Source organism: Rathayibacter sp. AY1B7, from assembly GCF_002932735.1.
GTDB lineage: Bacteria > Actinomycetota > Actinomycetes > Actinomycetales > Microbacteriaceae > Rathayibacter.
On record NZ_PSWK01000009.1, the window covers coordinates 19,170 to 45,220 of the forward strand.

The window sequence follows — 26,051 nt, forward strand, 5'->3', positions numbered from 1 at the left end:
CCACCGGACCGGGACTGCCCGTGCTCCTGCGGGCCCGCGTCAGGGGGCCAGGACGGCGACCGTCATGCCGGGCGTCGCGGCGGGGGCGTCCATCGCGGCGAGGGCGTCGGGCAGGTCCTCGAAGGCGATGGTGCGGCCGACGGAGTCGGCGGGGCGCAGACGGCCGGCGACGATGTCGTCGAGGAGGGCCGTGTAGCCGCTCCGGGCGATGCCGTGGCTGCCCAGCAGCTCCAGCTCCTGGGCGATGACCCGGCCGAGCGGGATCGCCGGTGCCGCGTCGGGCCCGAGGAGCAGACCCACCTGCACGTGCCGGCCGCGCGGACGCAGGGCGGCGATCGACGCCTCCGCGGTGACCCTGCTGCCGACGGCGTCGACCGCCAGATGCGCCCCTCCTCCGGTCGCCGCGCGGATCGCGTCGGCGGCACCCTCGCCTCCGGGGACGGTCACCGCCCCGAGCGCCGCCGCGGCCTCCCGCGCGGGAGCGGAGACATCCGACGCCACCACCCGGGCTCCGGCGGCGAGCGCCACGATCACCGCGGAGAGGCCGACTCCGCCGCAGCCCAGCACCGCGACCCACTCCCCCGGGGCGACCCGGCCGCGCTCGTGCAGGGCGTGGTACGCGGTCCCGAAGCGGCAGCCGAGACCGGCCGCCTCGACGAAGCCGACGGAGTCGGGCAGGCGCACCAGGTTCAGGTCCGCACCCGTCACGGCCACCGCCTCGGCGAACGACCCGTCGAGGGTGAATCCCGGCTGCTGCTGCCGGAGGCACACCTGCGTCGCCCCTTCCCGGCACTGCTCGCAGTCGCCGCAGGCGAACACGAACGGCGCCGTGACCCGGTCGCCGACCGCGAAGAGCGACACCTGGGCTCCCGTCGCGATCACCGTCCCGGCGAACTCGTGCCCGGGGATCTGCGGCAGGACGACCGAGTCGTCGTGCCCCTTCCACGCGTGCCAGTCGCTCCGGCACACCCCGGTCGCCGCGACGCGGACGACGACGCCGTCGACGGGGCAGACGGGCTCCGGGACCTCGACGATCGCGGGGAGGGCGGAGAAGGACGAGTAGCTCACGGCGCGCATGCCGAGAGTCTTCCAGAGGCCCGGGCGGCGCTCTGCTTACAGCGCGTCGACCGGGATGCCGCCGGTGCCCGGCTGGGCGGGCTCGCGGTGGACCGGGTAGACCGTGCCCCGGGCGCGGTCGATCGCGATGCTGCCGACGGCGAGCACGATTCCGGCCGCGGTCAGGCCCACGCCGACCCAGATGGGCGACAGGTAGCCCAGTCCGGCGGCGATCGTCAGGCCGCCGAGCGCGGCACCCACCGAGTTGCCGATGTTCAGGGCGGAGTGGTTGAGCGCGGCCGCGATCGTCTGGCTGTCGCGCGCCACGTCCATCAGCCGGGTCTGGATCGCGGGCGACGCGGCCGCCGAGAAGCCCGCCGAGAGGAACGCGAACACCACCAGGCCGACGACCGACGAGGCCGACAGCGCGAGTCCGATCAGCGAGACGCCGACGCCTGCGAAGAACACCACCAGCGCCCGCCGCACGTCGCGGTCGGCGGCCCAGCCGCCGACGAGGTTGCCGACGGTCATCCCGAGGCCGATGACGACCAGGATCCACGGGACCGCGCCGAGCGGCAGCCCCGTCACCTCGGTCGCGAGCGGCGAGATGTAGCTGTACATCGCGAAGAGTCCGCCGAAGCCGATGGCGCCGACGAGCAGGGTCATCCAGACCTGCAGGCGCCCGAACGCCCGCAGCTCGTTGCGGACGGTCGCCGCCGGATTCCCGGGCTGCGCGGGCACCAGAAGCTGGACGGCCACGACGGTCAGCGCGAAGAGCACCGCGACCACGAGGTAGGCGGTGCGCCAGCCGGCCACCTGCCCGACCCAGGTGATCGCGGGCACACCGACGACGTTCGCGATCGTGAGCCCGGAGAGGACGAACGCGACTCCCTTGCCGCGCTTGCCGGGACCCATCAGGTCGGCGGCGACCAGGGAGGCGATGCCGAAGTAGGCGCCGTGCGGGAGGGCGGCGACGAAACGCGCGGCGAGGACGAGCGGGAAGCTCGGGAGCAGCGCCGAGCCGATCGTCCCGACGGTGAAGGCGACGAGGAGGGTCAGGAGGAGCCTCTTGCGCGGCCAGCGCGCCGCTGCGGCGGCGATGGTGGGGGCGCCGACCACGACGCCGAGTGCGTAGGCCGAGATCAGCATCCCGGCCTGCGAGACGGCCTGCTCCTGGCTCACGGCCCAGACCCCGGGGAGGAGGTCGGCGGCGAGCTGCGGGAGGAGCCCCATCGCGACGAACTCGGTCGAGCCGATGCCGAAGCCCCCCATCGCGAGGGCGAGCAGGGCGAGGCGGGTCCGAGCGGGCGAGAGCGTCACCGGTCAAGGCTACTCAGGATCGGGCGGATGTCGAATCGATTCGAGAAAGCCCGGACACGAGAGGTCTCGGCGCAGACCCGCTACTCCCCCAGCGCGTCGTTCAGCCGGGCTATCTTGCCGTCGATCTCGCCCGAGTAGCCGGGGCGGATGTCCGCCTTCAGGACGAGCGACACGCGCGTCCCGAACGCTCCGACGGCCTCCGTCGCGCGCTTGACGACGTCGAAGACCTCGTCCCACTCCCCCTCGATCTCAGTGAACATCGAGGTCGTCCGCGACGGCAGGCCGCTCTCGCGGACGATGCGGACGGCGGCGGCGACGGCGTCGTGGACGGACGCGTCGGGCGCCTCGCCCCCGGACGGTGCGACCGAGAATGCGACGAGCATGGGTGCCTCCTTGACTGCGCGCACCGCGTGCCGGCCCCGCGCCCTCCGAGCCTACGAGCCCTGGGGCGCCAGGCGGGTCTCGCCGGTCAGCGACGATGCGGAGGTCGTGACGCCGGGTGCGACGACCCGCGCCGTCCCCATCCTCCACAGCTCGCGCAGCAGCCAGCCGAGCAGCACCACGAGGAGGATGTTCCGCACGGTCAGCACGAGCACCATCCACCAGTGCGACCAGAGGAGGAAGAGGTAGAGGTACGGGTAGACCACCTGGGTCAGAGCCGCAGTGACGAGGGTCAGCTTCGCGGGCCGGTCGAACGCGCCGTCGCGGCACGCGATCAGCCCGGCGATCACCGGCGGCGCGAGCCAGACGATGTACTGCGGCGAGAGCACCTTGTTGGTGTCGATGAACACGACCACGAAGGTCAGCGCGAGCAGCGGGAACAGCCTGGCGGGGTCCGCCCGGCGGGCGAGAGCACGGGCACCCAGCAGGGCCACGCCGAGCATGGCCAGAGCGAGCAGCGGGGTCATCAGGCTCGCCGCGAACTCGGTGCCGGGCCCGTGCATCTCGAAGGTGTTGATGTCGGCGGCGTAGTAGACGTAGCTCCCCGATCCCGGGAGGACCGACAGCCACATCCAGGGAGTGCTCACGACGGCCTCGATCTGGAGGCCCCGATCGGTCTGATCGGTGACGAAGCTGAAGACCTGGTCCCCGCCACCGACGAGGACGACCGCGAGCACGATGATCACGGAGGCGACCGCGGGGACGAGGACCATCCGCAGCCGTCCGCGCAGGACCAGCACGGCAGCGGCGAGGATCGCGGCCGGCCACACCTTGATCCAGGTGGCCACGGTCAGCAGCAGCGCCGCGATGCCCGGACGGGTCGCCGCCCAGAGCATCCCGGCGATGGCCGGCGGCGCGGTGAAGGCGTCGATGCGGCCGATCGCGATCGGCCCGAGGAGGACGAGGAACAGCAGCCACCAGCGCGCCGCGGCGAGGCGCGGTGCCGACCGGCCGCGCAGCAGCAGGGCGAAGGCGGCGGCGTCGGCGAGCGCGACGAGGACGAGCCACACCAGGTCGTAGCCCGCCGAGCCGAAGAGCCAGGAGGCGGCGATCGGGCCCCAGGCGAGGATCGGGTAGACCCAGCCCGTGTCGATCCCGGCGATGCCGCCGCCCTCGACGGCGGTCCTCATCCACTCCTTGTAGACGATGCTGACGTCGCCCATCGGCAGACCCGGAGCGAACAGCGCCAGGAGGGAGAGCACCACGTGCACCAGCGCGAAGGCGCCCCAGAGCACGGCGACGGAGTCGCGGTTCTCGCGCAGCCGGGCGAGGGGGCGGGAGGACGCTCGAGGAGGGGAGGACGGCACCGCGTCATTGTAGAGGGGCCGCTGAACGGGACCCTGGCAGCACCTGAGCCCGCCTGAGAGCGCCGCTCCCGCCGGGCATCGGTCCCCCCCGGCGGCGTCGGTCGCCGCCGGGCGTCAGCAGACGGCGGGCGTCAGCAGGCCGCGGGTGTCAGCAGGCCGCGGGTGTCAGCAGCCCGCGGGCGTCAGCAGCCCGCAGGCGTCCGCAGCCCGCAGGCGTCACCATCCCGCGGGCGTCACGACCCGACGAACTCAGTAGCCGGCGAACGCGTCGGTGCGGATCCGCTTCGCCCCGGCACCGCGCAGGGCGCCGCGGACCGAGTCGACGAACGACGGCGACCCGGAGACGTAGCCCACACGGCGGCCGGCGTCCGGCACCGCGTCCGCGAGCAGCTCGGCGGTCAGTCGGCCTGTGACGTGCGACCACCGTGCGGGCAGGTCGGTCGGCGCCTCCTTCGAGCAGAGCACGACCCGGGCCCCCGACTCCTGCAGCAGGTCGCGGTACGCGACCTCGGCGAGGCTCGGCGCGGCGACCACGACGACGACGTCGCGCCGCGGACCGTCCGCGAGCGAGCGGAGCTGACTGGCGAACGGGGTGATCCCGATGCCGCCCGCCACCAGCAGCAGCGGCACGGTGGGATCGGCCGGCAGGACGAAGTCACCGCCGACGCTCGTCGCCCGGAGTGAGTCGCCGGGCTCCAGCGCGGCGAGGGCGCGCTTGAAGCTGCTCGCCTTCTCCGGCATCCGCAGGGCGATCGCGATCTCGCCGTCGGACGGAGCGGACGAGACCGAGAAGGTGCGCCGGCTGCCCCGGCTGTCGGCGCGGTGCGGCAGGTCGAGCTCGAGCCACTGGCCCGGCTCGAAGGTCAGCGGCGAGCGGGAGCGGAAGCGGTACTCCGCGATGCCCGGCGCCAGCACGCGGGTCGAGGCGAGCTCGAGCGTGTGCCGCCGACGCTGGCGGAATGCGAAGGCGAACGCGAGGGCGTTGCCGACCACGAGGCCCAGCTCCGGAGTGGCGGAGACGACGCCGATGTGGAAGGGGACGCTCGCCACGAGCGCTGCGACGACCGCGATGATCAGCTGCTGCGAGCGGCGCGGCGCGAGCGTGAGCGGCTCCGTCAGCATGAAGGCGCCGGCGAAGACGAAGGGGTAGGCCGTGAGGACCAGGGCCGCCGCGGCGCCGAGGTCCTGGCCGTTCTGCACCGCCTGCTGCACGGACACCCCGCCGGCGACGACGACGAAGACGGCGAAGACGGCGAAGCGGCGGACCCGCGCGACGATCAGGAGGGAGCCCACGACGACGAACGGCCAGATCGCGCCACTGGCGATCCACCAGGCTCCGGCGTTGAGCCCGGTGAAGCCGATGATCAGCACGGCGACCGCGGCCGGATTGAAGAGGTGGCGGCCCCGCCAGGCGAGGACGTACTTGGACGCGGCGGCGATCGCGCCGACGAGCGCGATCACGGCGAGCCCGCGGGGATCGGCCGTCGGGAAGAGGAGGCAGGCGATCAGCAGACCGGTGACGAGCGAGGACTCCAGGTGCGCGCGGCTGCGGAACAGCCGCGCGAGGACCGCGCTGACCAGGGCCGTCGAGGCGACGGCGACGAGCGTCGTGCCGAGGATCTCGAGCGGCGTCGAGAAGATCAGGCCGGCTGCGGCGTAGCCGACGGCGACGAGCAGGAGCGCGGCGAGCGTCATCCAGACCAGCCGGTAGGTGGTGACGCGGCCGAGGGCGCGGTCGAAGGTGCCGATCATCGGAAGACCTCTCCGGGGAAGGAAGGCGAGTAGTGGAGGGTGCCGTCGCTGCGGACGCGGACGAACTCGAAGTCGAAGCGCTCGGCGAGGGCCTCGGGCGGACAGACGAACAGCGCGGTCGCGAGCCCGTCGGCGACGAGGGCCGTGTCGGCCACCGCCCAGGCGGCGACGATGCTCTCGACCGGAGCTCCGGTCCGCCCGTCGAGGACGTGGTGGAGGCCGCTGCCCCAGGCGCGGCGGTTGCTCGCCGAGCCGCAGAGCGCGCGGTCGCCGGGCACCGCCACTCCCAGTGCCTTGCTCGGGTCCCACGGGTGCTCGAGGCCGACCCGGACGGGTCCGGCTCCGACGCCCCGGAGGTCGCCGCTCGCGTCGACGACGGCGGGCCCGACTCCGTCGAGCTCCTCGAGGACGAGGTCGACGAGCTGGCCCTTGCCCGCGGCGCCGACGTCGACGACGGTCCCGGGCTCGACCCGCAGTCCCGCCGCCCCGCGACGGGCGGCGGCCCAGGAGGGAGCGGGGACGGCGGGTCCGCGCGGGACGAGGGTGTACGCGGAGTCGTAGCCGAGCTGCTCGAGAGAGCCGCCGACGAAGGGGGTGACCGCCCCGCCGGTCAGCTCGTCGAGCACGTCGTACAGTGCGAAGAGGTCGGCCGCCTCGTCGGGGAAGACGTGCTCGCCTCCGACCCGCAGCTGCGAGACAGCGGAGTCGTCACGGAACCGCGACCAGGTGCGGTCGTACTCCGCGATGCGCGCCTCGACCCGCGAGCGGTGGGAGGGCCCGAGCGACTCGGCGGTGTCGATCTGCCAGCCGGTGCCGATCGCGTCGAACCGCCACGCGTGGCCGAGGACCGTCGGGGCGTCAGGCCGTGGCATCGGCCTTGATGGTCTCGACGGCGTCGTTGAAGCCGCCGGAGGTGAGGGAGGACCCCGACACCTTGGAGACCTTCAGCTCGTCGAGCTGCTTGCCGACGACCTCGCCCGCGATGCCGCCCGCGAAGCGCGACTGGTACTGCTGGCCGGTGGGGTTCTCCGACTCCGGGGTCACGGTCACGTCGGTGACGACGCCGTCGGCGAGGGTCAGCGAGACGCCCACCTTCTCGTTCCCTCCGGGCGAGGTGTAGGCGCCCTCGGCCTCGTAGGTGCCGTCGGCGTAGCTGCTGCCGCTCGCGGCGGAGGACGCGGCGCCGGTGGCCTCGGGGGCGGAGCTGGTGGCGGTGCTCGGAGCGGTGGTGGTCGCCGCGTCGGCGGCGTCGCTCCCGGTCGTGGTGGTGCTGGAGCAGGCGGCGAGCGCGGCGAGGGTGCCGGCGCCGGCGAGGAGGGTCAGGGCGTAGCGGGCGGGAGTCGTGGTCTTCGCGGTCATGTCTGTTCTCCTGGTCAAGGCGGACGCGGCGGATCCGACGGTAGAGGTGCTCGCTTCGAGCACCCGATGAGGCGGCGGTGCGGAGCCGGTGAGCCGGGCCGCGGGCGTCGCTTCCTCCAGGACAACGGCGGCGGTCCCGGTTCGGTTCAGCGCTCGTCCGACGGGCGTGTCAGCGCAGGAGTGCGGCGACCACTCCGGGCAGGTGCTCCGCGATGTCGAGCGCGGCGATCGGGCCGCCGGCGGAGGCGCTCCGTCCGGCCTCCGCGTGCAGGACGGCGGCCGCGGCGGCCACGGGGGCGAGGTCCTCCGCGGTCAGAGTCGCCCCGGCCGCCTCGGCGTCCGCGGCCCGACCGGCGAGGAGTGCGCCGAGCACGCCGCCGAGGACGTCGCCGCTGCCCGCGGTCGCCAGCCAGGGCGTGGATCCGGAGACCTCGAGCTCGACGCCGCCCGCGACGACGTGGGTGGTGCCGCCCTTGAGGAGCACGCAGACTCCGAGGCGGTCCGCCGCCCGGCGCGCCCACTCCCCCGGGGCCTCGGCGATCGTCGCGGCGTCCGCGTCCAGACCCGCTCGGCCGAGCACTCCGGCGAGCTCGCGGTAGTGCGGCGTGATGACGACCGGCCCTGCGGCCTCGTCGATCAGGTCGAGCGCGCCCGCGTCGAGCACCACCGGGACTCCCGAGTGCAGCTGCTCGATCAGGGTGCGCCGCTCCTCGTCGCTGCGGTCCTCGGCGCTGGTGCCGGAGCCGACGAGCCAGGCCTGCACGCGTCCCACCGCGGTCACGACCTCCGGCCGCCGGGCGAGCACCAGTCCCGCGGGCCGCTCCGGTCCGAGGTAGCGGACCATGCCGACTCCCGTCCGCACCGCCGCCTCGACGCCGAGCACCGCCGCTCCCGGGTACCGCTCCGACCCGGTCGCGATCCCCAGCACCCCGCGCGTGTACTTGTCGTCGTCCTCCCGCGGCACCCTGATGCTCCGCGCCGCCTCCGCCGTCCCGACCCGCTCACCCATCCCGCCACCCTAAGTCGCCCTGCGACGGATCCGCCCGGTGCCGGCGCAGCGCACTGGTGCCGGCGCAGCCGCACCCCTCCCCGCACCGTGCCGGCGCAGCCGCGCGTCCCGACAGACCGTGCCGGCGCAGCCGCACCCCTCTCCCCTTGCTCCAGAGGGGGCGCGGGTGCTTGAGGGGTCGGATGCAAGGCGGAGGAGGAAGCGATACCGGCGGTATCGCGCCCGACGACAACGCCGCAGACGGCCCCTCCGCGGCCCGCGCCTAGCGGCGGGTGGCGTCGTCGACTTCGCCGACGAGCTCCTCGATGATGTCCTCGAGGAACAGCACTCCGGTGGCGCGGCCCTGCTCGTCGAACGCCCGGGCGAGGTGGGCGCCGGTGCGCCGCATGATCGCGAGGGCGTCCTCGAGGTCGGTGGCCTCGAAGATCGAGGCGAGCTGGCGGATGCGCTTGGCGGGGACGGGGAGGCGGAACTTGGCGCCCTCCGTGTCGCCGTCGAGGTCGAGGACGTCCTTGAGGTGGATGTAGCCCTCGGGGGTGCCGTCCTCGCCGAGGATCACGTAGCGGGAGAAGCCGTGCTTGGCGACGGCGCGCTCGACGTCGGCGGGGGTCGCTCCGCTGGGGAGGCTGACGATCCCGTCGAGGGGCAGGGCGACGTCGTGGACCTTCTTCTCGGTGAACTCGAACGCGGCGAGGAGGGTCCCGGTCGAGTCGCGGAGCGTGCCCTCGCGGGTGGACTGGTCGACGATCGTCTGCACCTCCTCGAGCGTGAAGGTGCTGTTCGCCTCGTCCTTGGGCTCCACCTTGAAGAGGCGGAGCACTCCGTTCGAGACCGCGTTGAGGGCGACGATGATCGGGCGGAGGACCCGGGCGATGGCGACGAGCGGCGGCGCCAGGAGGAGCACGGCGCGGTCGGGCATCGAGAACGAGATGTTCTTGGGGACCATCTCGCCGAGCACCACGTGCAGGAACGACACGATCAGCAGCGTGATGACGAAGGCGACGGTGCCGGAGAGCTCGTCGGGGATGCCGACGGCGTGCAGCGGCACCTCGAGCAGGTGGTGGATCGCCGGCTCGCTCACGTTGAGGATCAGCAGCGAGCAGACGGTGATGCCCAGCTGCGTGGTCGCGAGCATCAGTGTGGCGTGCTCCATCGCGGCGAGCGCGGTGATCGCGCTGCGGCGTCCGCTCTCCGCGAGGGGCTCGATCTGGGAGCGGCGCGCGGAGATGACCGCGAACTCCGCTCCGACGAAGAAGGCGTTCGCGGCGAGGAGCACCACGAGCCAGGCGATTCCGGCCCAGTCACTCATCGTCGGACTCCTTCCGTCCGCGGTGTCCGCGGGCGACGTCGGCGAGCGGGTCGGGGATCCCGTCGGGATCCGCGTCGGGATCGGGCGTGAAGCGGAGGCGGTCGATGCGGCGGCCGTCCAGGCGCTCGACGCGCAGAGATCCGCCCTCGACGTCGACCCGGTCGCCGACGGCGGGGAGGCGGCCGAGCTCGCTCATCACGAATCCGGCGACCGTCTCGTAGGGCCCCTCCTCGGGGATGTGCACGCCGGCGCGGTCGAGGACTTCGTCGGGGCGGAGCATGCCGGGGAAGGTGGTGGAGCCGGGGAGCTTGACGACGTCGGCCCGGGAGCGGTCGTGCTCGTCGGCGACCTCGCCGACCAGCTCCTCGACCAGGTCCTCGAGCGTGGCGACGCCCGCCGTCCCGCCGTACTCGTCGACGACGACCGCGAGCTGGAAGCCGCGTCCGCGCAGCTCCGTGAGCAGCACGTCGAGCTTCATGGTCTCGGGGACGCGGAGCGGCTCGGAGCGCAGCGCCGTGACCGGCACGTCGGACCTCTTGCCGCGGGGCACGGCGACGGCCTGCTTGACGTGCACGACTCCGACGATGTCGTCGATGTCGTCGTCCGTGATCGGGAAGCGCGAGAACCCGGTGGTGCGGGCGAGGTCGAGCACGTCCTGCGCGGTGCTCGCGCGCTCGACCGTCGACAGGCGCAGGCGCGGCGTCATCACGTCGCCCGCGGTGAGGGCGGAGAAGCGGAGGGTGCGCCCGAGCAGGTCGGCCGTGTCCTCCTCGAGCAGTCCGGCGCTGGCGGAGTGGCGCACGAGGCTCGAGAGCTCCTCGGCGCTGCGGGCGCCCGAGAGCTCCTCCTTCGGCTCGATGCCGACCAGGCGCAGCAGGGCGTTCGCGCTGCCGTTCAGCAGGGCGACGGCCGGGCGGAACACCGTCGTGAACGCGGTCTGCAGCGGCACGACGAGCTTCGCGGTCGCCCGCGGGAGAGCGAGGGCGAAGTTCTTGGGGACCAGCTCGCCGAGGATCATCGACAGCAGGGTCGCGATGACGATGGCGACCACCGTCATGACCGGCGCGAGCGCCTCCTCCGGGATGCCGAGTCCGCTGAACGGCTCCTGGAGCAGCGTCGAGAGGGCGGGCTCCATCGTGTAGCCGGTGAGCAGCGTCGTGAGAGTGATGCCCAGCTGCGCGCTCGAGAGGTGCGTGGAGGTGACGCGCAGGGCCGCGATGGTCATGCCCAGGCGCGTCTCGCCGCGGTCGCGACGGGCCTCGAGGTCGGCCCGGTCGAGGTTCACCAGCGCGAACTCGCTGGCGACGAAGACGCCGGTGCCCAGGGTCAGCAGCAGGCCGACGCCGAGGAGGAGCCACTCAGTTCCCACGGTGGTCGCCCCCGGTCACGAGAGGGAGGTGCGAGGAGGGCCGGACAGTGCGGGCCGGCGGAGCAGCGGCACCGGAGCGTCGAGCGGGAGTCCGAGGAGCACGGCAGTGAGCGGAACGGGCCGGATGCGCAGAGGGAGGGTCGTCCATTGTGGCGCCGAGTCTACCCGCCGCGGAGCGCCGCCGGGCGTGCTCCGACGCGGCGGCTCAGAGCCACTTCTTCCGCTTGAACACCGCGTAGAGCGCGAAGCCGAACAGCACCATCAGGCCCAGCGCCCAGGGGTAGCCGAGGCGCCAGTGCAGCTCCGGCATGTCGTCGAAGTTCATCCCGTAGATGCCGGCCACCAGCGTCGGGGCGAAGAGGATCGCCGCCCACGAGGAGATCTTGCGGACCACGTCGTTCTGGGCGAGCCCGGTCTCGGTCTGCCGACGCGAGACGAGCGTCGAGTGCACCGTGAGCGCCTTGTCGAGGATCGCGCGCAGGGAGTCGACCGCCTCCGTCACGCGGATGGTGTGGTCGAGCACGTCGCGGAGGGACCGGCGCAGCTCGATCCGCTCCGGCGAGGGCGAGGGCTCCCCCTCCACGGGCGTCGACTCCTGCAGCAGCTCGTGCAGCAGGGCGGTCAGCGGCTGCACCGAGCGCTGGAAGTGGATGACCTCGCGCGAGAGCCGGTAGATGCGCTCGGAGAGCCCGTCGTCCGAGTCGTCGCCGAAGAGCTGGTCCTCGATCTCGTCCACGTCGCCCTGGACGCCGAACACCACCGGCGCGTACTCGTCGACGACCTGGTCGAGGATCGCGTAGAGCACCGCTTCGGGCCCGCGGGCGAGGAGGGCCGGATCCTCCTCCAGGCGGCGGCGCACGCGGGCGAGGTCCGGGGAGTCGGCGTGCCGGATGGTGACCACGAAGTCGGGGCCGACGAAGACGTGCAGCTCGCCGAAGACGACCGTCTCGGCGGCGTCCGCGTAGCGCGCCGGCCGCAGCACGACGAAGAGCCCGTCGTCGTAGCGCTCGAGCTTGGCCCGCTGGTGCCCGCTCAGCGCGTCCTCGACGGCGAGCGGGTGCAGCCCGAACTCCTCGGCGACCGCCTCGACCTCCTCGCGCGTCGGGCGGTAGAGGCCGATCCAGGCCATGCCGTGCTCGTCGCGCATCAGCTCGAAGGTGTCCTCGAGCGAGTCAGGGTTCCGGATGCGGCGGCCGTCGACGTACACGGCGTTGTCGACGATGGTCATGGGCTCGGTTCTAGCACGCGGCGCCCGCTCACCAGCTGACCGGCAGCGCCTTGCCCTCCTCGTAGCCCGCGGCCGACTGCAGGCCCACGTGCGCCCGCTCGTGGAAGTCGGCCACGCTCCGGGCTCCGGCGTAGGTGAAGGACGAGCGGACCCCCGACGTGATCATGTCGAGCAGGTCCTCGACCGAGGGCCGCAGCGGATCGAGGTAGATTGTGGAGGAGGAGATGCCCTCGGCGAAGAGGCGCTTGCGGGCGAGCTCGTACGCGTCGAGGCGGTCGAAGCGCTCCTGCACCGCCTTGGCCGAGGCCATGCCCCAGCTCTCCTTGTAGACCCGGCCGGCCGCGTCGCTGCGCAGCTCCCCCGGAGCCTCGATCGTGCCGGCGAACCAGGAGCCGATCATCACGGAGGCGGCGCCCGCGGCCAGCGCGAGGGCGACGTCGCGCGGGTAGCGCACCCCGCCGTCCGCCCAGACGTGGGCGCCCAGCTCGTGCGCGCGCTCGGCCGTCTCGAGGACGGCCGAGAACTGCGGGCGGCCGACCGCGGTCATCATCCGGGTGGTGCACATCGCGCCGGGGCCGACGCCGACCTTGAGGATGTCCGCTCCCGCGTCGACGAGGTCGTGCACCGCGTCGGCCGTGACGACGTTGCCCGCCGCGATAGGCACTCCGAGATCGAGCGCGGAGACCGTCCGGAGCGCCCGGAGCATCCCCTCCTGGTGGCCGTGCGCGGTGTCGAGGACGAGGACGTCGACGCCCGCGGAGACGAGAGCGCGCGCCTTCGCCTCGACGTCGCCGTTGATGCCGATCGCCGCCGCGACGCGCAGACGCCCGTCCGCATCGAGCGCCGGGTCGTAGACGGTGGAGCGGAGGGCGCCGGTGCGCGACAGCGTGCCGACCAGGGCGCCGTGGTGCAGCACCGGGGCGAAGTCGAGGTCGGCGGCCACCATGAGGTCGAAGGCGGCCCGCGCGGTGGGCACGTCGTCGGCGTCGATCGAGGGGGTGGCGGAGTGCACCAGGTCGCCCAGGCGCGCGTCCGGCAGCGCGGTCGCCAGGCGCGCGGCCGGGACGCAGCCGAGGATCGCGCCGCCCTCCTCCTGCACCACGAAGCCGTGGCCGGCGACGGCCGGCAGGATGCGCAGCGCCTCCTCCACGGTCGTCGCCGGCGAGGCGGTGAGGGCGCCGGAGAAGGCGACCGGCTGGCGCTTCACCCAGCGGATCGCGGCGTCCAGCGCCTGCAGGGGCATGTCCTGCGGGAGGACGCCGAGCCCGCCCCGGCGCGCGAGCGTCGCTGCGAGGCGCTGACCGGTGACCGAGTTCATGTTGGAGGAGACGACGGGGATCGTCGCCCCGGTGCCGTCGCCCGGGGCGAGCGAGACGTCGAGGCGGCTCGTCACCGACGAGCGGCCGGGGACGAGGAAGACGTCCGAGTAGGTGAGGTCGCCTGAGGGTGTTCCGCCGGAGAAACGCATGGGGGAAACGCTACTCCGGCGCGGCCCCGGGTCGGCCGTGCAGGGAACGGGGCTAGGCTTGGCGACCGGGACGGGACCAGGCGACGGCACCGGTTCCCGCTGGTGCGAGGACGACCTCCTCCGCCGCGGTGGCAGGCGCCGAGGGATGCGACGGGCCCGTCCGGATGATCGAGGACGAATCAACGGAGAGAGTGGGCGATCGGCTGTGTCGAGCCAGTTGACCGGAGCAGGAACAGAGCAGGGCGCGGAGGACTTCGGAGCCAACGAGTGGCTCGTGGAGGAGCTGTACGAGCAGTACAGCGCCGACCGCGCCTCGGTGGACGAGTCCTGGTGGCCCATCCTGGAGCGCTACGGCGCCCAGCTCGCGAACTCCGGCAAGGACGCTCCGGCTCCGGCTCCCGCCGCGGCCCCCGCGCCCGCCGCCTCGAAGCCCGCCGCTGCCGCCGAGCGCGTCTCGTCGAGCGGCGGAGGCGCCGTGACCCATCCCGCCGCGGCCTCCTCCTCCGAGTCGACCCCCGCCTCCCGCACCACGTCGAAGCAGCCGAAGGCGCAGCCGATCCCGGCCGACGCTCCGGTGAGCAAGCCCTCCGCCGAGGACTCGACGCCGGACGAGGACGTCGTCACCCCGCTCCGCGGCATGGCGAAGAGCCTCGCGACCAACATGGACGCCAGCCTCAGCATCCCCACCGCGACGAGCGTCCGCACGATCCCGGCGAAGCTGATGATCGACAACCGCATCGTCATCAACAACCACCTGCGCCGCACCCGCGGCGGCAAGGTCTCGTTCACGCACCTGATCGGCTGGGCGCTCATCCGCGCGCTCAAGGACTTCCCGAGCCAGAACGTGTTCTACGACGAGGTCGACGGCAAGCCCGCGGTCGTCGCCCCGGCGCACGTCAACCTCGGCATCGCGATCGACATGCCGAAGCCCGACGGCACGCGCGCCCTGCTCGTGCCGAGCATCAAGCGCGCCGACACGCTGAGCTTCACGGCCTACCTCTCGGCCTACGAGGACCTGGTCAAGCGCGCGCGCGGCAACAAGCTCGTCGCCGGCGACTTCGCGGGCACCACGCTCTCGCTGACGAACCCCGGCGGCATCGGCACGGTCCACTCCGTCCCCCGCCTGATGAAGGGCCAGGGCTGCATCATCGGAGCCGGCGCCCTCGAGTACCCGGCGGAGTTCCAGGGCGCGTCCGAGAAGACGCTGGTCGAGCTGGGCATCGGCAAGACCATCACCCTGACCTCGACCTACGACCACCGCGTCATCCAGGGCGCCGGCTCGGGCGAGTTCCTCAAGATCGTGCACGAGCTCCTGCTCGGCGGCCGCGGCTTCTACGAGGACATCTTCGCCGCGCTGCGCATCCCCTACGACCCGATCCACTGGTCCACGGACATCGCCGTCGACCTCGCCGAGCGCGTCTCCAAGACCGCCCGCGTGCAGGAGCTCATCAACTCGTTCCGCGTCCGCGGGCATCTGATGGCCGACGTCGACCCGCTGGAGTACGTGCAGCGCTCGCACCCCGACCTCGCCATCGAGAGCCACGGCCTCACCTTCTGGGATCTCGATCGCGAGTTCGTCACGGACGGCTTCGGCGGCAAGCGCCAGCTCAAGCTGCGCGACATCCTCGGGATCCTCCGCGACTCGTACTGCCGCACCGTCGGCGTCGAGTACATGCACATCCAGGACCCGGAGCAGCGCGCCTGGATGCAGCAGAAGCTCGAGCGCGGCTACGAGAAGCCGGGCCACGACGAGCAGCTGCGCATCCTGGGCAAGCTCAACGAGGCCGAGGCCTTCGAGACCTTCCTGCAGACCAAGTACGTGGGCCAGAAGCGCTTCTCGCTCGAGGGCGGGGAGTCGCTCATCGCGCTGCTCGACGCCGTCCTGCAGGGCGCGGCCGACGAGCACCTCGACGAGGTCGCGATCGGCATGGCCCACCGCGGCCGCCTGAACGTGCTGACCAACATCGCCGGCAAGACCTACGGCCAGATCTTCCGCGAGTTCGAGGGCACCCAGGACCCGCGCACGGTCCAGGGCTCCGGAGACGTGAAGTACCACCTCGGCACCGAGGGCACCTTCCGCGGCGCGGCGGGCGAGGAGATCCCGGTCTACCTGGCGGCGAACCCCTCGCACCTCGAGGCCGTGAACGGCGTGCTCGAGGGCATCGTCCGCGCCAAGCAGGACCGCAAGCCCATCGGCACCTTCACCACGCTGCCGATCCTCGTCCACGGCGACGCCGCGATGGCGGGCCAGGGCGTGGTGGTCGAGACCCTGCAGATGTCGCAGCTGCGCGCGTACCGCACCGGCGGCACGATCCACATCAACATCAACAATCAGGTCGGGTTCACGACTCCCCCTCACGAGGCCCGCACCTCGATCTACTCGACCGACGGCGCGAAGACGATCCAGGCGCCGATCTTCCACGTGAACGGCGACGACCCCGAGGCGGTCGTCCACGTCGGGCAGCTCGCGTTCGAGTACCGCCAGCGGTTCCACCGCGACGTGGTCATCGACCTGATCTGCTACCGCCGGCGCGGGCACAACGAGGGCGACGACCCCTCGATGACCCAGCCGCTGATGTACAGCCTGATCGAGGCCAAGCGCTCGGTCCGCAAGCTGTACACCGAGGCGCTCGTCGGCCGCGGCGACATCACCGAGGAGGAGTACGACCGCGCCCACCAGGACTTCCAGGACCGTCTGGAGCGCGCCTTCGCCGAGACCCACGCCGCGCAGACCGGCGCGATCCCCGTGATCACCGCCGACGGCGACTCCGTGGCCGACCTCGAGCTGCCCGACGCGCAGCAGGGCGAGGACTACCCGGGCGAGCCCGAGGTCACCGGCGTGAAGACCGAGGTCGTCACGCGAATCGGCGACGCGTTCACGACGCCGCCCGAGGGCTTCACCGTGCACCCCAAGCTCCAGCAGCTGCTGGCGAAGCGCCAGGAGATGAGCCGCTCCGGCTCCATCGACTGGGCCTTCGGCGAGCTGCTCGCGCTCGGCTCGCTGCTGCTCGAGGACACCCCGGTGCGCCTCGTCGGCCAGGACACGCGCCGCGGGACCTTCGTCCAGCGCCACGCTGTCCTCCACGACCGCGAGAACGGCCAGGAGTGGCTGCCGCTGATGAACCTGTCCGAGCAGCAGGCCCGGCTCTGGATCTACGACTCGCTGCTCTCGGAGTACGCGGCGATGGCGTTCGAGTACGGCTACTCGGTGGAGCGGCCCGACTCGCTCGTGCTGTGGGAGGCGCAGTTCGGCGACTTCGCGAACGGCGCCCAGATCGTGATCGACGAGTTCATCTCCTCGGCCGAGCAGAAGTGGGGCCAGCGCTCGTCGCTCGTGCTCCTGCTCCCGCACGGCTACGAGGGCCAGGGCCCCGACCACTCGTCGGCGCGGATCGAGCGCTACCTGCAGATGTGCGCGGAGCGGAACATGACCGTCGCGCGCCCGTCGACGCCGGCGTCCTACTTCCACCTGCTGCGCCGCCAGGCCTACTCCCGGCCCCGCCGACCGCTGATCGTCTTCACCCCGAAGGCGATGCTGCGTCTCCGCGGAGCCTCGAGCCCGGTCGAGGACTTCACCTCGGGCCGCTTCCAGCCGGTGATCGACGACGCGCGGATCCAGGACGCCTCGGCCGTGAAGCGCGTCCTGCTCCACGCCGGCAAGGTCCACTACGACCTCAAGGCGGAGCTCGAGAAGAAGCCCGACGACGGCATCGCGCTGGTCCGGGTCGAGCAGTACTACCCGGCGCCGATCGAGGAGCTGCGCGGCATCGCCGAGCGCTACCCGGACGCGGAGCTCGTCTGGGTGCAGGACGAGCCCGAGAACCAGGGCGCCTGGCCGTTCATGGCCCTCGAGGTCGCTCCGAAGCTGGGCCGGTCCATGCGCGTGGTCTCGCGGCCGTCCGCGGCCTCCCCCGCGGCCGGCTCGGCCAAGCGGCACGCCTCCGAGCAGGCCGACCTGCTGTCGCGGGCGCTCACCCGCTGACCCGCGGTCCGCACGACGCCGTCGGGCCCGTCGGAACTTCGTGTTCCGGCGGGCCCGTCGCGTTGCAGGCGGACCGTGCCTGACCGCAGGCCCGCAGAGACCGGCAGGAGCGCGCGCGACGTGCGGGTGCCGCGGCACCCGGAGGCCGCCGGACACGACGGAGCCCCGGCCCTTCGAGGGCCCGCGGTGCGCGGGAGGTCTCGAACGGCCGGGGCTCCCCGGGTCGTGCGGCGCCTAGAGGCGGGCGGGCGCCTGGGAGTGCGCGGCGTGCTCGTCGCGGAGCATGCCGAGCACCTGGGCGCGGAGGTCCTCCGGCGCCGTCTCCTTGCACGCACGCTGCACGGCGACCGTCAGCACCACGCCGACCTTCGCCTCGTCGGCGCAGTCGACGCATCCCGCCATGTGCTCGCGGATGTCGGCGGCGTCCTCCTTGCACAGCTCGTTGTGGAGGTACTCCTCGAGCTCGGCCTTCGCCTTCGTGCAGCCGCTGTCGGTCATTTCGTGCTCCCGGAAGTGAATGCGGCGCGGAATCCGCGCTCGCGTGCGTAGTCGGTGAGTCGTTCGCGCAGCATGCGCCGGCCGCGGTGCAGCCGGCTCATGACGGTCCCGACGGGGGTCTTCATGATGTCCGCGATCTCCTGGTAGGAGAAGCCTTCGACATCGGCGAAGTAGACGGCGAGCCGGAAGTCCTCCGGGATCGCCTGGAGCGCCTCCTTCACCGCGGTGTCGGGGAGGTGGTCGATCGCCTCCGCCTCGGCCGAGCGGCTGGAAGTGGCCGTGGTCGACTCGGCGCCGCCCAGCTGCCAGTCCTCGAGCTCGTCGATCGCGCTCTGGTAGGGCTCGCGCTGCTTCTTGCGGTACGAGTTGATGAACGTGTTCGTGAGGATGCGGTAGAGCCAGGCCTTCAGGTTGGTGCCCTGCTCGAACTGGCGGAACGCGCCGAACGCCTTCGCGAACGTCTCCTGCACGAGGTCCTGCGCGTCGGAGGGGTTCTTCGTCATCCGCAGACCGGCCGCGTAGAGCTGGTCGATGAAGGGCAGCGCCTGCTGCTCGAAGAGGGAGCGGAGATCGACGGGAGCCTCGACCGGGGCGTCGTCCAGCGACTCCTCGACGGTCTCCACGATCGTCTGCTCCGCGTCGGCAGGCTCGGGAGCCTCGTCGGCGGGGGTGGTGCGGGGTTCGTCGTCGCGAGTCATCACGAGCGATTCTAGAGCGGCGGCGCGGCGGACGACCGGGGTTGCGGCACGAGGGCGCCTCCGGGCGACGGGCCTGCTGCTCCGGAGGACCGGGGGTGCTGCCGTCATGCTCCGCCTCCGTCACGCTCCTGACGACGCCCTGCGCGCCGACTATCCTGACAACCGATGGTCTTCTCGCGTTATTCCGCCCCCGAGTTCGATCCGTACGGCGACGCCCGTGCGCTCCCCGGCGACGACGCCTGGCCCGCACCCCTCGCGGCCGGCGCTCTCGACGCCGAGGTCGGCCTGCCCGGCTCCAAGTCGCTGACCAACCGGGAGCTGGTGCTCGCCGCTCTGGCGGACGGACCCTCCACGCTGCGGGCGCCGCTGCACTCCCGCGACAGCGCCCTGATGATCGAGGCGCTGCGCTCGCTCGGCACCACGATCCGGGAGTCCGGCTCGACCGGCGGCTTCGGCGCCGACCTGGTCGTGGAGCCCGCGGAGGAGCTGCTCGGCTCGACGACGATCGACTGCGGGCTCGCGGGCACCGTGATGCGCTTCGTCCCGCCGCTGGCCGGCCTCGCGCTCGGCCCCACCACCTTCGACGGCGACGCGTACGCGGCGAAGCGGCCGATGGGGGCGACGATCGCCTCCCTCCGCGCGCTCGGCGTCGACGTCGCCGACGACGGCCGCGGCGCGCTCCCCTTCACCGTCCACGGCTCCGGGGCCGTCCGGGGCGGCGACGTCGTCGTCGACGCCTCGCGGTCGAGCCAGTTCGTCTCGGCGCTCCTGCTGGCCGGCGCCCGCTTCGAGGAGGGACTGCACCTGCGCCATGAGGGCAGCGCCGTCCCCTCCCGGCCCCACATCGACATGACCGTCGCCGCACTGGCGGCACGGGGCGTCGAGGTCGGCACGCCCGCCGACGGCGAGTGGACCGTCGCGCCGCAGCCCATCGCCGGCGCCGACGTGCTGATCGAGCCCGACCTCTCGAACGCCGCGCCGTTCCTCGCTGCGGCCCTCGTCACGGGCGGCCGCGTCCGGCTGCGCCACTGGCCGACCGTCACCACGCAGGTCGGGGCGCACCTCGAGCGGATCCTGCCGCTGTTCGGCGCCCGCGTCGAGCGCGACGGCGAGGACCTCGTGGTCACCGGCGGCGACGAGATCCTGGGCGTGGACCTCGACCTGTCGGAGGGAGGCGAGCTCGCCCCCGCCCTCGCCGCCCTCGCCGCGCTGGCCTCCACTCCCAGCACCCTGACCGGGATCGGCCACATCCGTCACCACGAGACGGACCGCCTCGCCGCCCTCGCCGCCGAGATCACCGGCCTCGGCGGCCGGGTCACGGAGCTCGAGGACGGTCTGCGCATCGAGCCCGCCGAGCTCCACGGCGGCCGCTGGCGCACCTACTCGGACCATCGCATGGCCCACGCCGGCGCCCTGATCGGCCTCGTGGTCCCCGGCGTGGTGATCGAGGACGTCGCGACGACAGCGAAGACCCTCCCCCAGTTCCCGGAACTGTGGACGACCCTCGCCGGATCGGTCTGACCCGTGTCGTGGTGGACGGACAGCGGCCTCGACGCCGACGGTGCTCTCGACGACTTCGACGGGTACGACGAGTCGGACGCGCGGGTGCGCCCGAACCCGAAGGGCACGAAGCCCCGGACCAAGAACCGGCCCGCCTACGAGGACGCCGAGATCGCGATGGTGCTCGGCGTCGACCGGGGTCGCTACACGGTGATGATCGGCGACGGGACGCCCGAGGAGCACGAGTTCACGGCGGCCCGGGCCCGCGAGCTGCGGCGCCAGGCGATCGTGGCCGGCGACCGCGTCGACGTGGTCGGGGACTCCAGCGGCGACGAGGGGACGCTCGCGCGCATCGTCCGCATCCGCGAGCGGTCGACACTCCTCCGCCGCAGCGCCGACGACACCGACGCGATCGAGCGCGTGATCGTCGCCAACGCCGACCAGATGCTCTGCGTGGTGGCCGCCGCCGACCCCGAGCCACGGACCCGGCTGGTCGACCGCTACCTCGTCGCCGCCTTCGACGCCGGGATCACTCCGATGCTCTGCATCACCAAGACCGACCTCGCGGACCCGGCCCCGTTCCTCCGCAACTTCGAGGGGCTCGACCTCCGCGTGTTCCTCTCGAGCCAGGACGAGCCGCCGGTCGACGAGATCGCCGACGCCCTCCTCGGCCACGAGACCGTGGTCGTCGGGCACTCCGGAGTCGGCAAGTCCACCCTCGTGAACAAGCTCGTCCCGGACGCGCACCGGGCCATCGGGCGCGTGAACACCGTGACGGGCCGCGGTCGGCACACCTCGTCCTCCACCGTCTCGCTCCGCGTGGAGCGCGGCGACCGGCACGGCTGGGTCATCGACACCCCCGGCGTCCGCTCGTTCGGACTCGGCCACGTGAACACCGACAACATCCTCGGCGCGTTCACGACCCTCGCCGTGATCGCCCGGGACTGCCCGCGCGGCTGCACGCACCTGCCCGACTCCCCCGACTGCGCCATCATCGAGGCTGTCGAGGGCGGACTGCTGGGCGCCAGCGGACCGGAGCGCCTCGACTCGCTCCAGCGCCTCCTGACCACCTTCGCCACGACCGACGGAAGCAGACGATGACCGACCTCTCCCCCCTCCCCGCCGAGGCGCGCCTCGCCGTCGGCGACTCCGCTCCGGAGTTCACGCTGCCGAACCAGGACGGCGAGCCCGTCTCGCTCACGGAATACCGCGGACGGCGCGTCATCCTGTTCTTCTACCCCGAGGCCGACACCCCCGGCTGCACCACGGAGGCCTGCGACTTCCGCGACAACGCGGCGTCCCTCCGCGACTCCGGCTACGAGGTCCTCGGGATCTCGCGGGACGCCCCGGAGGCGCTGCGCCGCTGGGCCGACGCCCAGGGCATCGCGTACCCGCTGCTGAGCGACCCCGACATGACCGTGCACCGCGCGTACGCGGTGTGGGGCGAGAAGAGCCTCTACGGCAAGACCGTCGTCGGCGTGCTGCGCTCGACGTTCGTCGTCGGAGCCGAGGGAGCGCTCGAGTTCGCGCAGTACGGCGTCCGGGCGACCGGGCACGTGCAGGCGCTCCGTAAGAAGCTGAAGATCGTCTGACCCCGGGGCGCGCGGTGCAGGTCATCGCGCGCCACCGGCTCTCGGGGTTCCGCTCATCTGCGAGCATCTCTCATGTCGACGTGAGCGGCACCGCCCGGTGCCCCGTCGGGACGAGGGGTGGTCAGGGTGCGCTCGAATGCTCGCAGGACGAAGGCCGGAGCGGCGATCGCGGTCGTGGCCGCTGTACTGGCGGGCTGCACGCCACCGGAGCCGGCGCTCACCACCGCCAGGGTGCTGCAGGCGGTGTCCGTCGCCGTCTCGTCCGACGGGGGTGTCCGTGCGATCGAGGGGACGGCCCTCGCCGTCGGCGACGACCCGTCCGACACCTCGGCGACCACCACCGTCTACGATCCCCCCGAGGTCGCCGCCGACCTGCCGGTCCGTGTCCGGCCCTCGTGGCGCACCGCCGAAGCCTCGGGCACCGATCCGGCCGACCTCGCCGGGCGCTCGGGTCGGATCGAGATCTCGCTCGCGGTGGAGAACCTGACGGTCCGGCTCGAGGAGGTCGCGTTCGACGCGGCCGGTCGTGCAGCCCGCCGCAGTGCACTCGTCGGCGCTCCGCTGACGATCGCAGCCTCCGCGGTCCTGCCGGGCGTCCCGCCGAGTCGCGTCGTCACCGAGAGCGAGTCGGGTGCCGTCACCAACGGCGTGCTCAGCCGTGACGAGCACGGAGACGCCGTCGTGCAGTGGGCCGCTCTCCTCGCTCCCCCGGGCGGTGGCGCGACGGCGACGCTGACCCTCGTCGCCGACGTCGCCGACTTCGCCGTCCCCGCCTTCGACCTGGCGGTCCAGCCCGGCCTGAGCACCGACCCGACCACCGAGGGGGCGCTGGGCGCCGCGTTCGACTCCTCCGACGCCTCGCCGCTCGCCCTCGAGCGCCGCACGATCGAGGTCGTCACCGCGGTGGACGACCTGCTGACGCAGGCCGGCACCACCGTCGCCGAGGTGCGGGCCTCGCTCGACGCGACCTCCGAGACTCTCGGTGTCCGCACGGCCGAGGAGCTGCGGGCCGGCGCCGCCTCGACGGCGGCCTCGATGCAGAGCCTCTCCGGGCAGCTCGGCGCGCTCCGGGCGCAGCTGTCGTCGACGGTCTCGGGCACCGAGTCCGGCCTGCTGGCGCAGCTGTCCGAGGCGATCGACGCGGTGGACGCCCTGCTGGGCGACACATCGGCCGCGGTGCCGCCGCCGACGGTCTCGGGCAGCGGATGCGGACTCGCCGTCGACGGCGGCCGCACCGGCTCGATCCACTCGGAGCTGCTACGGCTCACGGCCGAGCTCGACGCGTACGGGACCGCGGCCGAGTCCTGCCGCGACGAGGTCATCGCGGCTCTCCGTGCTGCCGCGGGGCCGGCACAGCCCTCCGCCGAGACCTGCACGGCACCCTCGATGACATGCTCCCTCGCCGCCTCCGCAGCCGCCGTCGACACCGTGCTGCTCGGGATGCTCGATCGCGGGCAGGACCTCGTCGACTCCCTGCAGCCGGAGCTGATGGACGGCGTGCAGGCCGGGTTCGCCGCCCTCGCGAGCAGGGTGGACGCCGCGTCGGCCTCGGTGGACACCCTGGCCGACCCGGAGGGATCCGTCACCCGGGCGCTCGCCGCCCTGTCGGCGACGCTGGACGAGCTCGACGCGGACACCGCGGGCCTGGAGACGACGGTCGCCTCGGTCGGCGCCGCCGCCACGACCGCCCTGGACGAGCTCGGCACGCCGACCAGCACGGGGTCGCTGTCGGCGCAGAACCAGGAGCTGGCCGATCGGCTCTGCGAGCTGTCGCCGGCGACACAGTCCCCTGCTGCCGCACCCACGCCGACCGGGCGCCCGATGCGCGCACCCGTGGAGGTGACCCGGGGCTCCGTCGAGGAGCTCCGCGCCTACCTGACCGCGACGCCCTGCTCCGGCGCGGGCCGCCTCGACGCTCCCGACGGCTATCCGGCCCCCCTGGCCGACCGGCTGAGCGACCAGGTCCACGCGTGGACCGCCGTCGCCTCCACCGTCGGCAGCACCGGCGCGAGTGCCGACCTCGCCGCCCTGCGCGCCGCGCTCGCCACGGTCCGCAGCGGCATGGCCGAGGCCGGCGCGACGGCCGGCTCGGACGACGCACGCCTCACCGGCCTGCTCGCCTCCCTCCGCACCGGCGTCGACGCGCTGACCGCTCAGCGCGACGCCCTCGGCACCCGCATCGACGCTCTCGGCGCCCAGCAGGACGCTCTCGCACCGGCGATCCAGAAGGCGTTCGCCGAGACGGACACGGCCGCCGCCTCCGCGGTCACCGCACTCCTCGACGAGCAGGTGCGGCGGATCTCGACGCGCTCCGGCGCCGACGCCGACGCGGTCGTCGCGATGTTCGACCGGTCGGTCTCGAGCCTGCGCACGGCCTCCTCCGGCATCCGCTCCGACGGTGCAGCGACGGTGGACGCCGGGCACCGGGCTCTCCGCACCGCGGAGGCCCGGATCGGCGGGGCCGTCTCCGAGCGGACGCGCGCCTCCCTGGCCGGCATCGCGACGACGATCGACGCCTCGACCCGCGACACCGACGCGGCCGCCGCGCTCCTCGCCGCCGATCTGCACAAGGTGCTCCTGGACCTCGGCGACCGGACGGTCGGCGGCTCCGGCCTGCTCGGATCGATGACCACGAGTGCCGCGAAGGTCGGCACCGCCGACGTGCAGCTCGCCCTCGCCTCGCAGAGCGCACGGGGCTACGCCGCGGTGCGGTCCGAGGACGTCTCGGGCATCCTGCTGGCGCAGGCCCAGGAGCGGGCCTCCCTCCGCGCCGGGGATGAGCTTCCCGCGTTCCACCTCGACCTGCCCGAGGGCACGCGGACCCGGACGGTCTACTCCTTCCGGATCGGGGACGAGCGATGACCCGCCTGGGCAGGCGCGCGGCGCAGCACTCCCGCACCGCCCGACGGAGCCCGATGCTGATCGGCGGCGCCGTCGCCCTCCTCGGCGTCAGCGGTGCCCTCGTCTCCCTCCTGCCCCCGCAGTCCGCCCCGATGACGGAGGTCGCCGCTCTCCCGGTCGGCTTCTCGTGCGCCCGGGTGCCCGAGCAGCTGACGCTCGGGGTGGTGGTGTCGCTCAGCTCGGCTCCGGGCGAGGGCGCGGAATGGAGGGACGCGGCGAACGGTGCCGTCGTCGCAGCGCACCGGTCAGCGATGGGCGGCTGCGAGATCGGTCTCGTCGCCGTCGACGACCACGGGACGCCCGAGGGTGCCCGCGCCGCCGTCGAGGAGCTGACGGGGCAGGGCGTGTCCGGCCTCGTCCTCGCGACCCACGGCACCCATACCGCTGCGGCCGTGGACGCCGCTCGGGCAGCGGGGACAGCGGCCGTCCTCCCGTACGGAGGCGGCCCCGCCCTGCCCGGCGACGGCGTCTGGTCCCTCGGACCCGACACCGCCTCGGCCGACGCGGCACTCGTGGAGGAGGCCGGCGGAGGCGCCCGGGTACTCCTCGTCGACACCGGTGGAGGCACCCCGACCGGTCTCTCGCCCGCCGCGACGGTGACCGCCGATCCGGGCGCCGCCGCGGACGTGATCATCACCGCCGCCCGCCCGCACCTCGAGGGCGAGCCGGCGGTCGAGCGCGTCGTCGTGTCCGGCCCCGCCGCGGCGCAGGCGACGGCGGTCGCCGCTCTGCAGGCGGCGGGGGCGTCCGTCCCGATCCTGCTCACGCCCGACGCGCTGAGCCCCGCCTTCGCTCCCGCCCTGGCCGCGGCCGGAGGCACCCTCTCGGGAGATCTGACGACGATCGGCACGGATTCCGGCGACGCGGTCGCCCTCCGCGGCGACGAGCGCGGACGCGCGGCCTCCGCGTTCCTGGGGGCCGTACGGATGACCGCCGACGATGCCGCGCGTGCGACCCTCCTCGACGACCGCGCGTTCCGCGATCTCGCCGCGGTCGCGGACGCCCCCAGCCACGACGCCGTCGTGGCGCTCGTGCGAGCCGCGGCCGTCGCAGGCAGCAGGGCACCCTCGGCGGTCGCCGCCGCACTCCGGGGATGCACGATCGGAGCGGCGGACGGGCTCGCCGGTCCGCCGCTCGACTTCGGCGCCGCGCACGCTCTGGACGCCCCGGCACTCCCCCTCCACTCCTCGCCGCAGCGCCTCGGCCTGCGGCCCGCCGACCCGCCGCTGCTCTGGTTCGCCGGACAGCCCCGACCGTGAGCC

20 protein-coding genes are annotated in these 26,051 nt (G+C 73.4%); 6 read left to right on the top strand and 14 right to left on the bottom strand.

The window, feature by feature from the left end:
* Positions 1–39: 39 nt before the first annotated feature.
* From C5C95_RS06875 to C5C95_RS06930, 12 genes are all read right to left on the bottom strand, one after another.
* Positions 40–1,077: an alcohol dehydrogenase catalytic domain-containing protein gene (locus tag C5C95_RS06875; RefSeq protein WP_104324113.1), complete on the bottom strand. Its 1,038-nt coding sequence runs from the start codon at positions 1,075–1,077 to the stop codon at positions 40–42.
* 36 nt (positions 1,078–1,113) lie between these two features.
* Positions 1,114–2,328, bottom strand: a complete 1,215-nt coding sequence (locus C5C95_RS06880; RefSeq protein ID WP_104324152.1) for an MFS transporter — start codon at positions 2,326–2,328, stop codon at positions 1,114–1,116.
* A 128-nt stretch (positions 2,329–2,456) separates the two neighbouring features.
* The gene (locus tag C5C95_RS06885) at positions 2,457–2,759 is read right to left on the bottom strand and encodes a thiamine-binding protein (RefSeq protein WP_104224449.1); all 303 of its coding nucleotides are present in this window, start codon (positions 2,757–2,759) and stop codon (positions 2,457–2,459) included.
* A 51-nt stretch (positions 2,760–2,810) separates the two neighbouring features.
* Positions 2,811–4,124: a glycosyltransferase 87 family protein gene (locus C5C95_RS06890; RefSeq protein ID WP_104324114.1), complete on the bottom strand. Its 1,314-nt coding sequence runs from the start codon at positions 4,122–4,124 to the stop codon at positions 2,811–2,813.
* A gap of 249 nt (positions 4,125–4,373) precedes the next feature.
* Positions 4,374–5,876, bottom strand: a complete 1,503-nt coding sequence (locus C5C95_RS06895) for an oxidoreductase (protein WP_104324115.1) — start codon at positions 5,874–5,876, stop codon at positions 4,374–4,376.
* The gene (locus tag C5C95_RS06900) at positions 5,873–6,748 is read right to left on the bottom strand and encodes an FAD:protein FMN transferase (protein WP_104324116.1); all 876 of its coding nucleotides are present in this window, start codon (positions 6,746–6,748) and stop codon (positions 5,873–5,875) included. Before C5C95_RS06900 ends, C5C95_RS06895 begins: the two co-directional genes overlap by 4 nt.
* The gene (locus C5C95_RS06905) at positions 6,735–7,235 is read right to left on the bottom strand and encodes an FMN-binding protein (RefSeq protein WP_104224453.1); all 501 of its coding nucleotides are present in this window, start codon (positions 7,233–7,235) and stop codon (positions 6,735–6,737) included. Before C5C95_RS06905 ends, C5C95_RS06900 begins: the two co-directional genes overlap by 14 nt.
* Before the next feature lie 169 nt (positions 7,236–7,404).
* A complete protein-coding gene (locus C5C95_RS06910; RefSeq protein WP_104287629.1) occupies positions 7,405–8,244 on the bottom strand; it encodes an ADP/ATP-dependent (S)-NAD(P)H-hydrate dehydratase in 840 nt (279 codons plus the stop codon).
* A gap of 262 nt (positions 8,245–8,506) precedes the next feature.
* Positions 8,507–9,553 carry a hemolysin family protein gene (locus C5C95_RS06915; protein ID WP_104224111.1) on the bottom strand — a complete coding sequence of 349 codons (1,047 nt, stop codon included), beginning with the start codon at positions 9,551–9,553 and terminating at the stop codon, positions 8,507–8,509.
* Positions 9,546–10,922 (bottom strand): hemolysin family protein, encoded by a 1,377-nt coding sequence (locus tag C5C95_RS06920; protein ID WP_104225499.1) that lies wholly within the window; start codon positions 10,920–10,922, stop codon positions 9,546–9,548. Before C5C95_RS06920 ends, C5C95_RS06915 begins: the two co-directional genes overlap by 8 nt.
* A gap of 205 nt (positions 10,923–11,127) precedes the next feature.
* Positions 11,128–12,150 (bottom strand): magnesium/cobalt transporter CorA, encoded by a 1,023-nt coding sequence (gene corA / locus C5C95_RS06925; RefSeq protein ID WP_104224113.1) that lies wholly within the window; start codon positions 12,148–12,150, stop codon positions 11,128–11,130.
* Between the two features lie 28 nt (positions 12,151–12,178).
* Entirely contained in the window at positions 12,179–13,618 is a 1,440-nt protein-coding gene (locus C5C95_RS06930) for a GuaB1 family IMP dehydrogenase-related protein (protein WP_104246650.1), read from the bottom strand.
* 205 nt (positions 13,619–13,823) lie between these two features.
* Here C5C95_RS06930 and C5C95_RS06935 point away from each other — a divergent pair, with 205 nt between their 5' ends.
* The gene (locus C5C95_RS06935) at positions 13,824–17,600 is read left to right on the top strand and encodes a multifunctional oxoglutarate decarboxylase/oxoglutarate dehydrogenase thiamine pyrophosphate-binding subunit/dihydrolipoyllysine-residue succinyltransferase subunit (protein WP_181068290.1); all 3,777 of its coding nucleotides are present in this window, start codon (positions 13,824–13,826) and stop codon (positions 17,598–17,600) included.
* Between the two features lie 234 nt (positions 17,601–17,834).
* Here the strand turns inward: C5C95_RS06935 and C5C95_RS06940 are convergent, their stop codons facing one another.
* Together C5C95_RS06940 and C5C95_RS06945 are read right to left on the bottom strand one after the other, a co-directional pair.
* On the bottom strand, positions 17,835–18,098 hold the full coding sequence (locus tag C5C95_RS06940) for a zf-HC2 domain-containing protein (protein ID WP_104224116.1): 264 nt from the start codon (positions 18,096–18,098) through the stop codon (positions 17,835–17,837).
* Positions 18,095–18,796 (bottom strand): sigma-70 family RNA polymerase sigma factor, encoded by a 702-nt coding sequence (locus C5C95_RS06945; protein WP_104224117.1) that lies wholly within the window; start codon positions 18,794–18,796, stop codon positions 18,095–18,097. Before C5C95_RS06945 ends, C5C95_RS06940 begins: the two co-directional genes overlap by 4 nt.
* 165 nt (positions 18,797–18,961) lie before the next feature.
* On the opposite strand from C5C95_RS06945, the gene aroA reads away from it, so the two are divergent.
* The 5 genes from aroA (at position 18,962) to C5C95_RS06970 (ending at position 26,048) form a co-directional block, all read left to right on the top strand.
* Positions 18,962–20,317 (top strand): 3-phosphoshikimate 1-carboxyvinyltransferase, encoded by a 1,356-nt coding sequence (aroA, locus tag C5C95_RS06950; protein ID WP_104283374.1) that lies wholly within the window; start codon positions 18,962–18,964, stop codon positions 20,315–20,317.
* Positions 20,318–20,320: 3 nt separating this feature from the next.
* Entirely contained in the window at positions 20,321–21,397 is a 1,077-nt protein-coding gene (gene rsgA / locus C5C95_RS06955; RefSeq protein WP_104224119.1) for a ribosome small subunit-dependent GTPase A, read from the top strand.
* On the top strand, positions 21,394–21,888 hold the full coding sequence (bcp, locus tag C5C95_RS06960; protein ID WP_104324117.1) for a thioredoxin-dependent thiol peroxidase: 495 nt from the start codon (positions 21,394–21,396) through the stop codon (positions 21,886–21,888). Before rsgA ends, bcp begins: the two co-directional genes overlap by 4 nt.
* A 126-nt stretch (positions 21,889–22,014) precedes the next feature.
* Entirely contained in the window at positions 22,015–24,750 is a 2,736-nt protein-coding gene (locus C5C95_RS06965) for a hypothetical protein (RefSeq protein ID WP_146087063.1), read from the top strand.
* Positions 24,747–26,048: an ABC transporter substrate-binding protein gene (locus C5C95_RS06970; RefSeq protein WP_104324119.1), complete on the top strand. Its 1,302-nt coding sequence runs from the start codon at positions 24,747–24,749 to the stop codon at positions 26,046–26,048. The genes C5C95_RS06965 and C5C95_RS06970 overlap by 4 nt, the downstream gene beginning before the upstream one ends.
* Positions 26,049–26,051: the final 3 nt, after the last annotated feature.

What these genes read in the sequence shown, in the direction of transcription:
- C5C95_RS06875 (WP_104324113.1), bottom strand. Translation starts at nt 1,077, where the DNA reads ATGCGCGCCGTGAGCTACTCGTCCTTCTCCGCCCTCCCCGCGATCGTC.
- C5C95_RS06880 (WP_104324152.1), bottom strand. Translation starts at nt 2,328, where the DNA reads ATGGGGGGCTTCGGCATCGGCTCGACCGAGTTCGTCGCGATGGGGCTC.
- C5C95_RS06885 (WP_104224449.1), bottom strand. Translation starts at nt 2,759, where the DNA reads ATGCTCGTCGCATTCTCGGTCGCACCGTCCGGGGGCGAGGCGCCCGAC.
- C5C95_RS06895 (WP_104324115.1), bottom strand. Translation starts at nt 5,876, where the DNA reads ATGATCGGCACCTTCGACCGCGCCCTCGGCCGCGTCACCACCTACCGG.
- C5C95_RS06900 (WP_104324116.1), bottom strand. Translation starts at nt 6,748, where the DNA reads ATGCCACGGCCTGACGCCCCGACGGTCCTCGGCCACGCGTGGCGGTTC.
- C5C95_RS06905 (WP_104224453.1), bottom strand. Translation starts at nt 7,235, where the DNA reads ATGACCGCGAAGACCACGACTCCCGCCCGCTACGCCCTGACCCTCCTC.
- C5C95_RS06910 (WP_104287629.1), bottom strand. Translation starts at nt 8,244, where the DNA reads ATGGGTGAGCGGGTCGGGACGGCGGAGGCGGCGCGGAGCATCAGGGTG.
- C5C95_RS06915 (WP_104224111.1), bottom strand. Translation starts at nt 9,553, where the DNA reads ATGAGTGACTGGGCCGGAATCGCCTGGCTCGTGGTGCTCCTCGCCGCG.
- corA (WP_104224113.1), bottom strand. Translation starts at nt 12,150, where the DNA reads ATGACCATCGTCGACAACGCCGTGTACGTCGACGGCCGCCGCATCCGG.
- C5C95_RS06930 (WP_104246650.1), bottom strand. Translation starts at nt 13,618, where the DNA reads ATGCGTTTCTCCGGCGGAACACCCTCAGGCGACCTCACCTACTCGGAC.
- C5C95_RS06940 (WP_104224116.1), bottom strand. Translation starts at nt 18,098, where the DNA reads ATGACCGACAGCGGCTGCACGAAGGCGAAGGCCGAGCTCGAGGAGTAC.
- C5C95_RS06945 (WP_104224117.1), bottom strand. Translation starts at nt 18,796, where the DNA reads ATGACTCGCGACGACGAACCCCGCACCACCCCCGCCGACGAGGCTCCC.
- aroA (WP_104283374.1), top strand. Translation starts at nt 18,962, where the DNA reads ATGGTCTTCTCGCGTTATTCCGCCCCCGAGTTCGATCCGTACGGCGAC.
- bcp (WP_104324117.1), top strand. Translation starts at nt 21,394, where the DNA reads ATGACCGACCTCTCCCCCCTCCCCGCCGAGGCGCGCCTCGCCGTCGGC.
- C5C95_RS06970 (WP_104324119.1), top strand. Translation starts at nt 24,747, where the DNA reads ATGACCCGCCTGGGCAGGCGCGCGGCGCAGCACTCCCGCACCGCCCGA.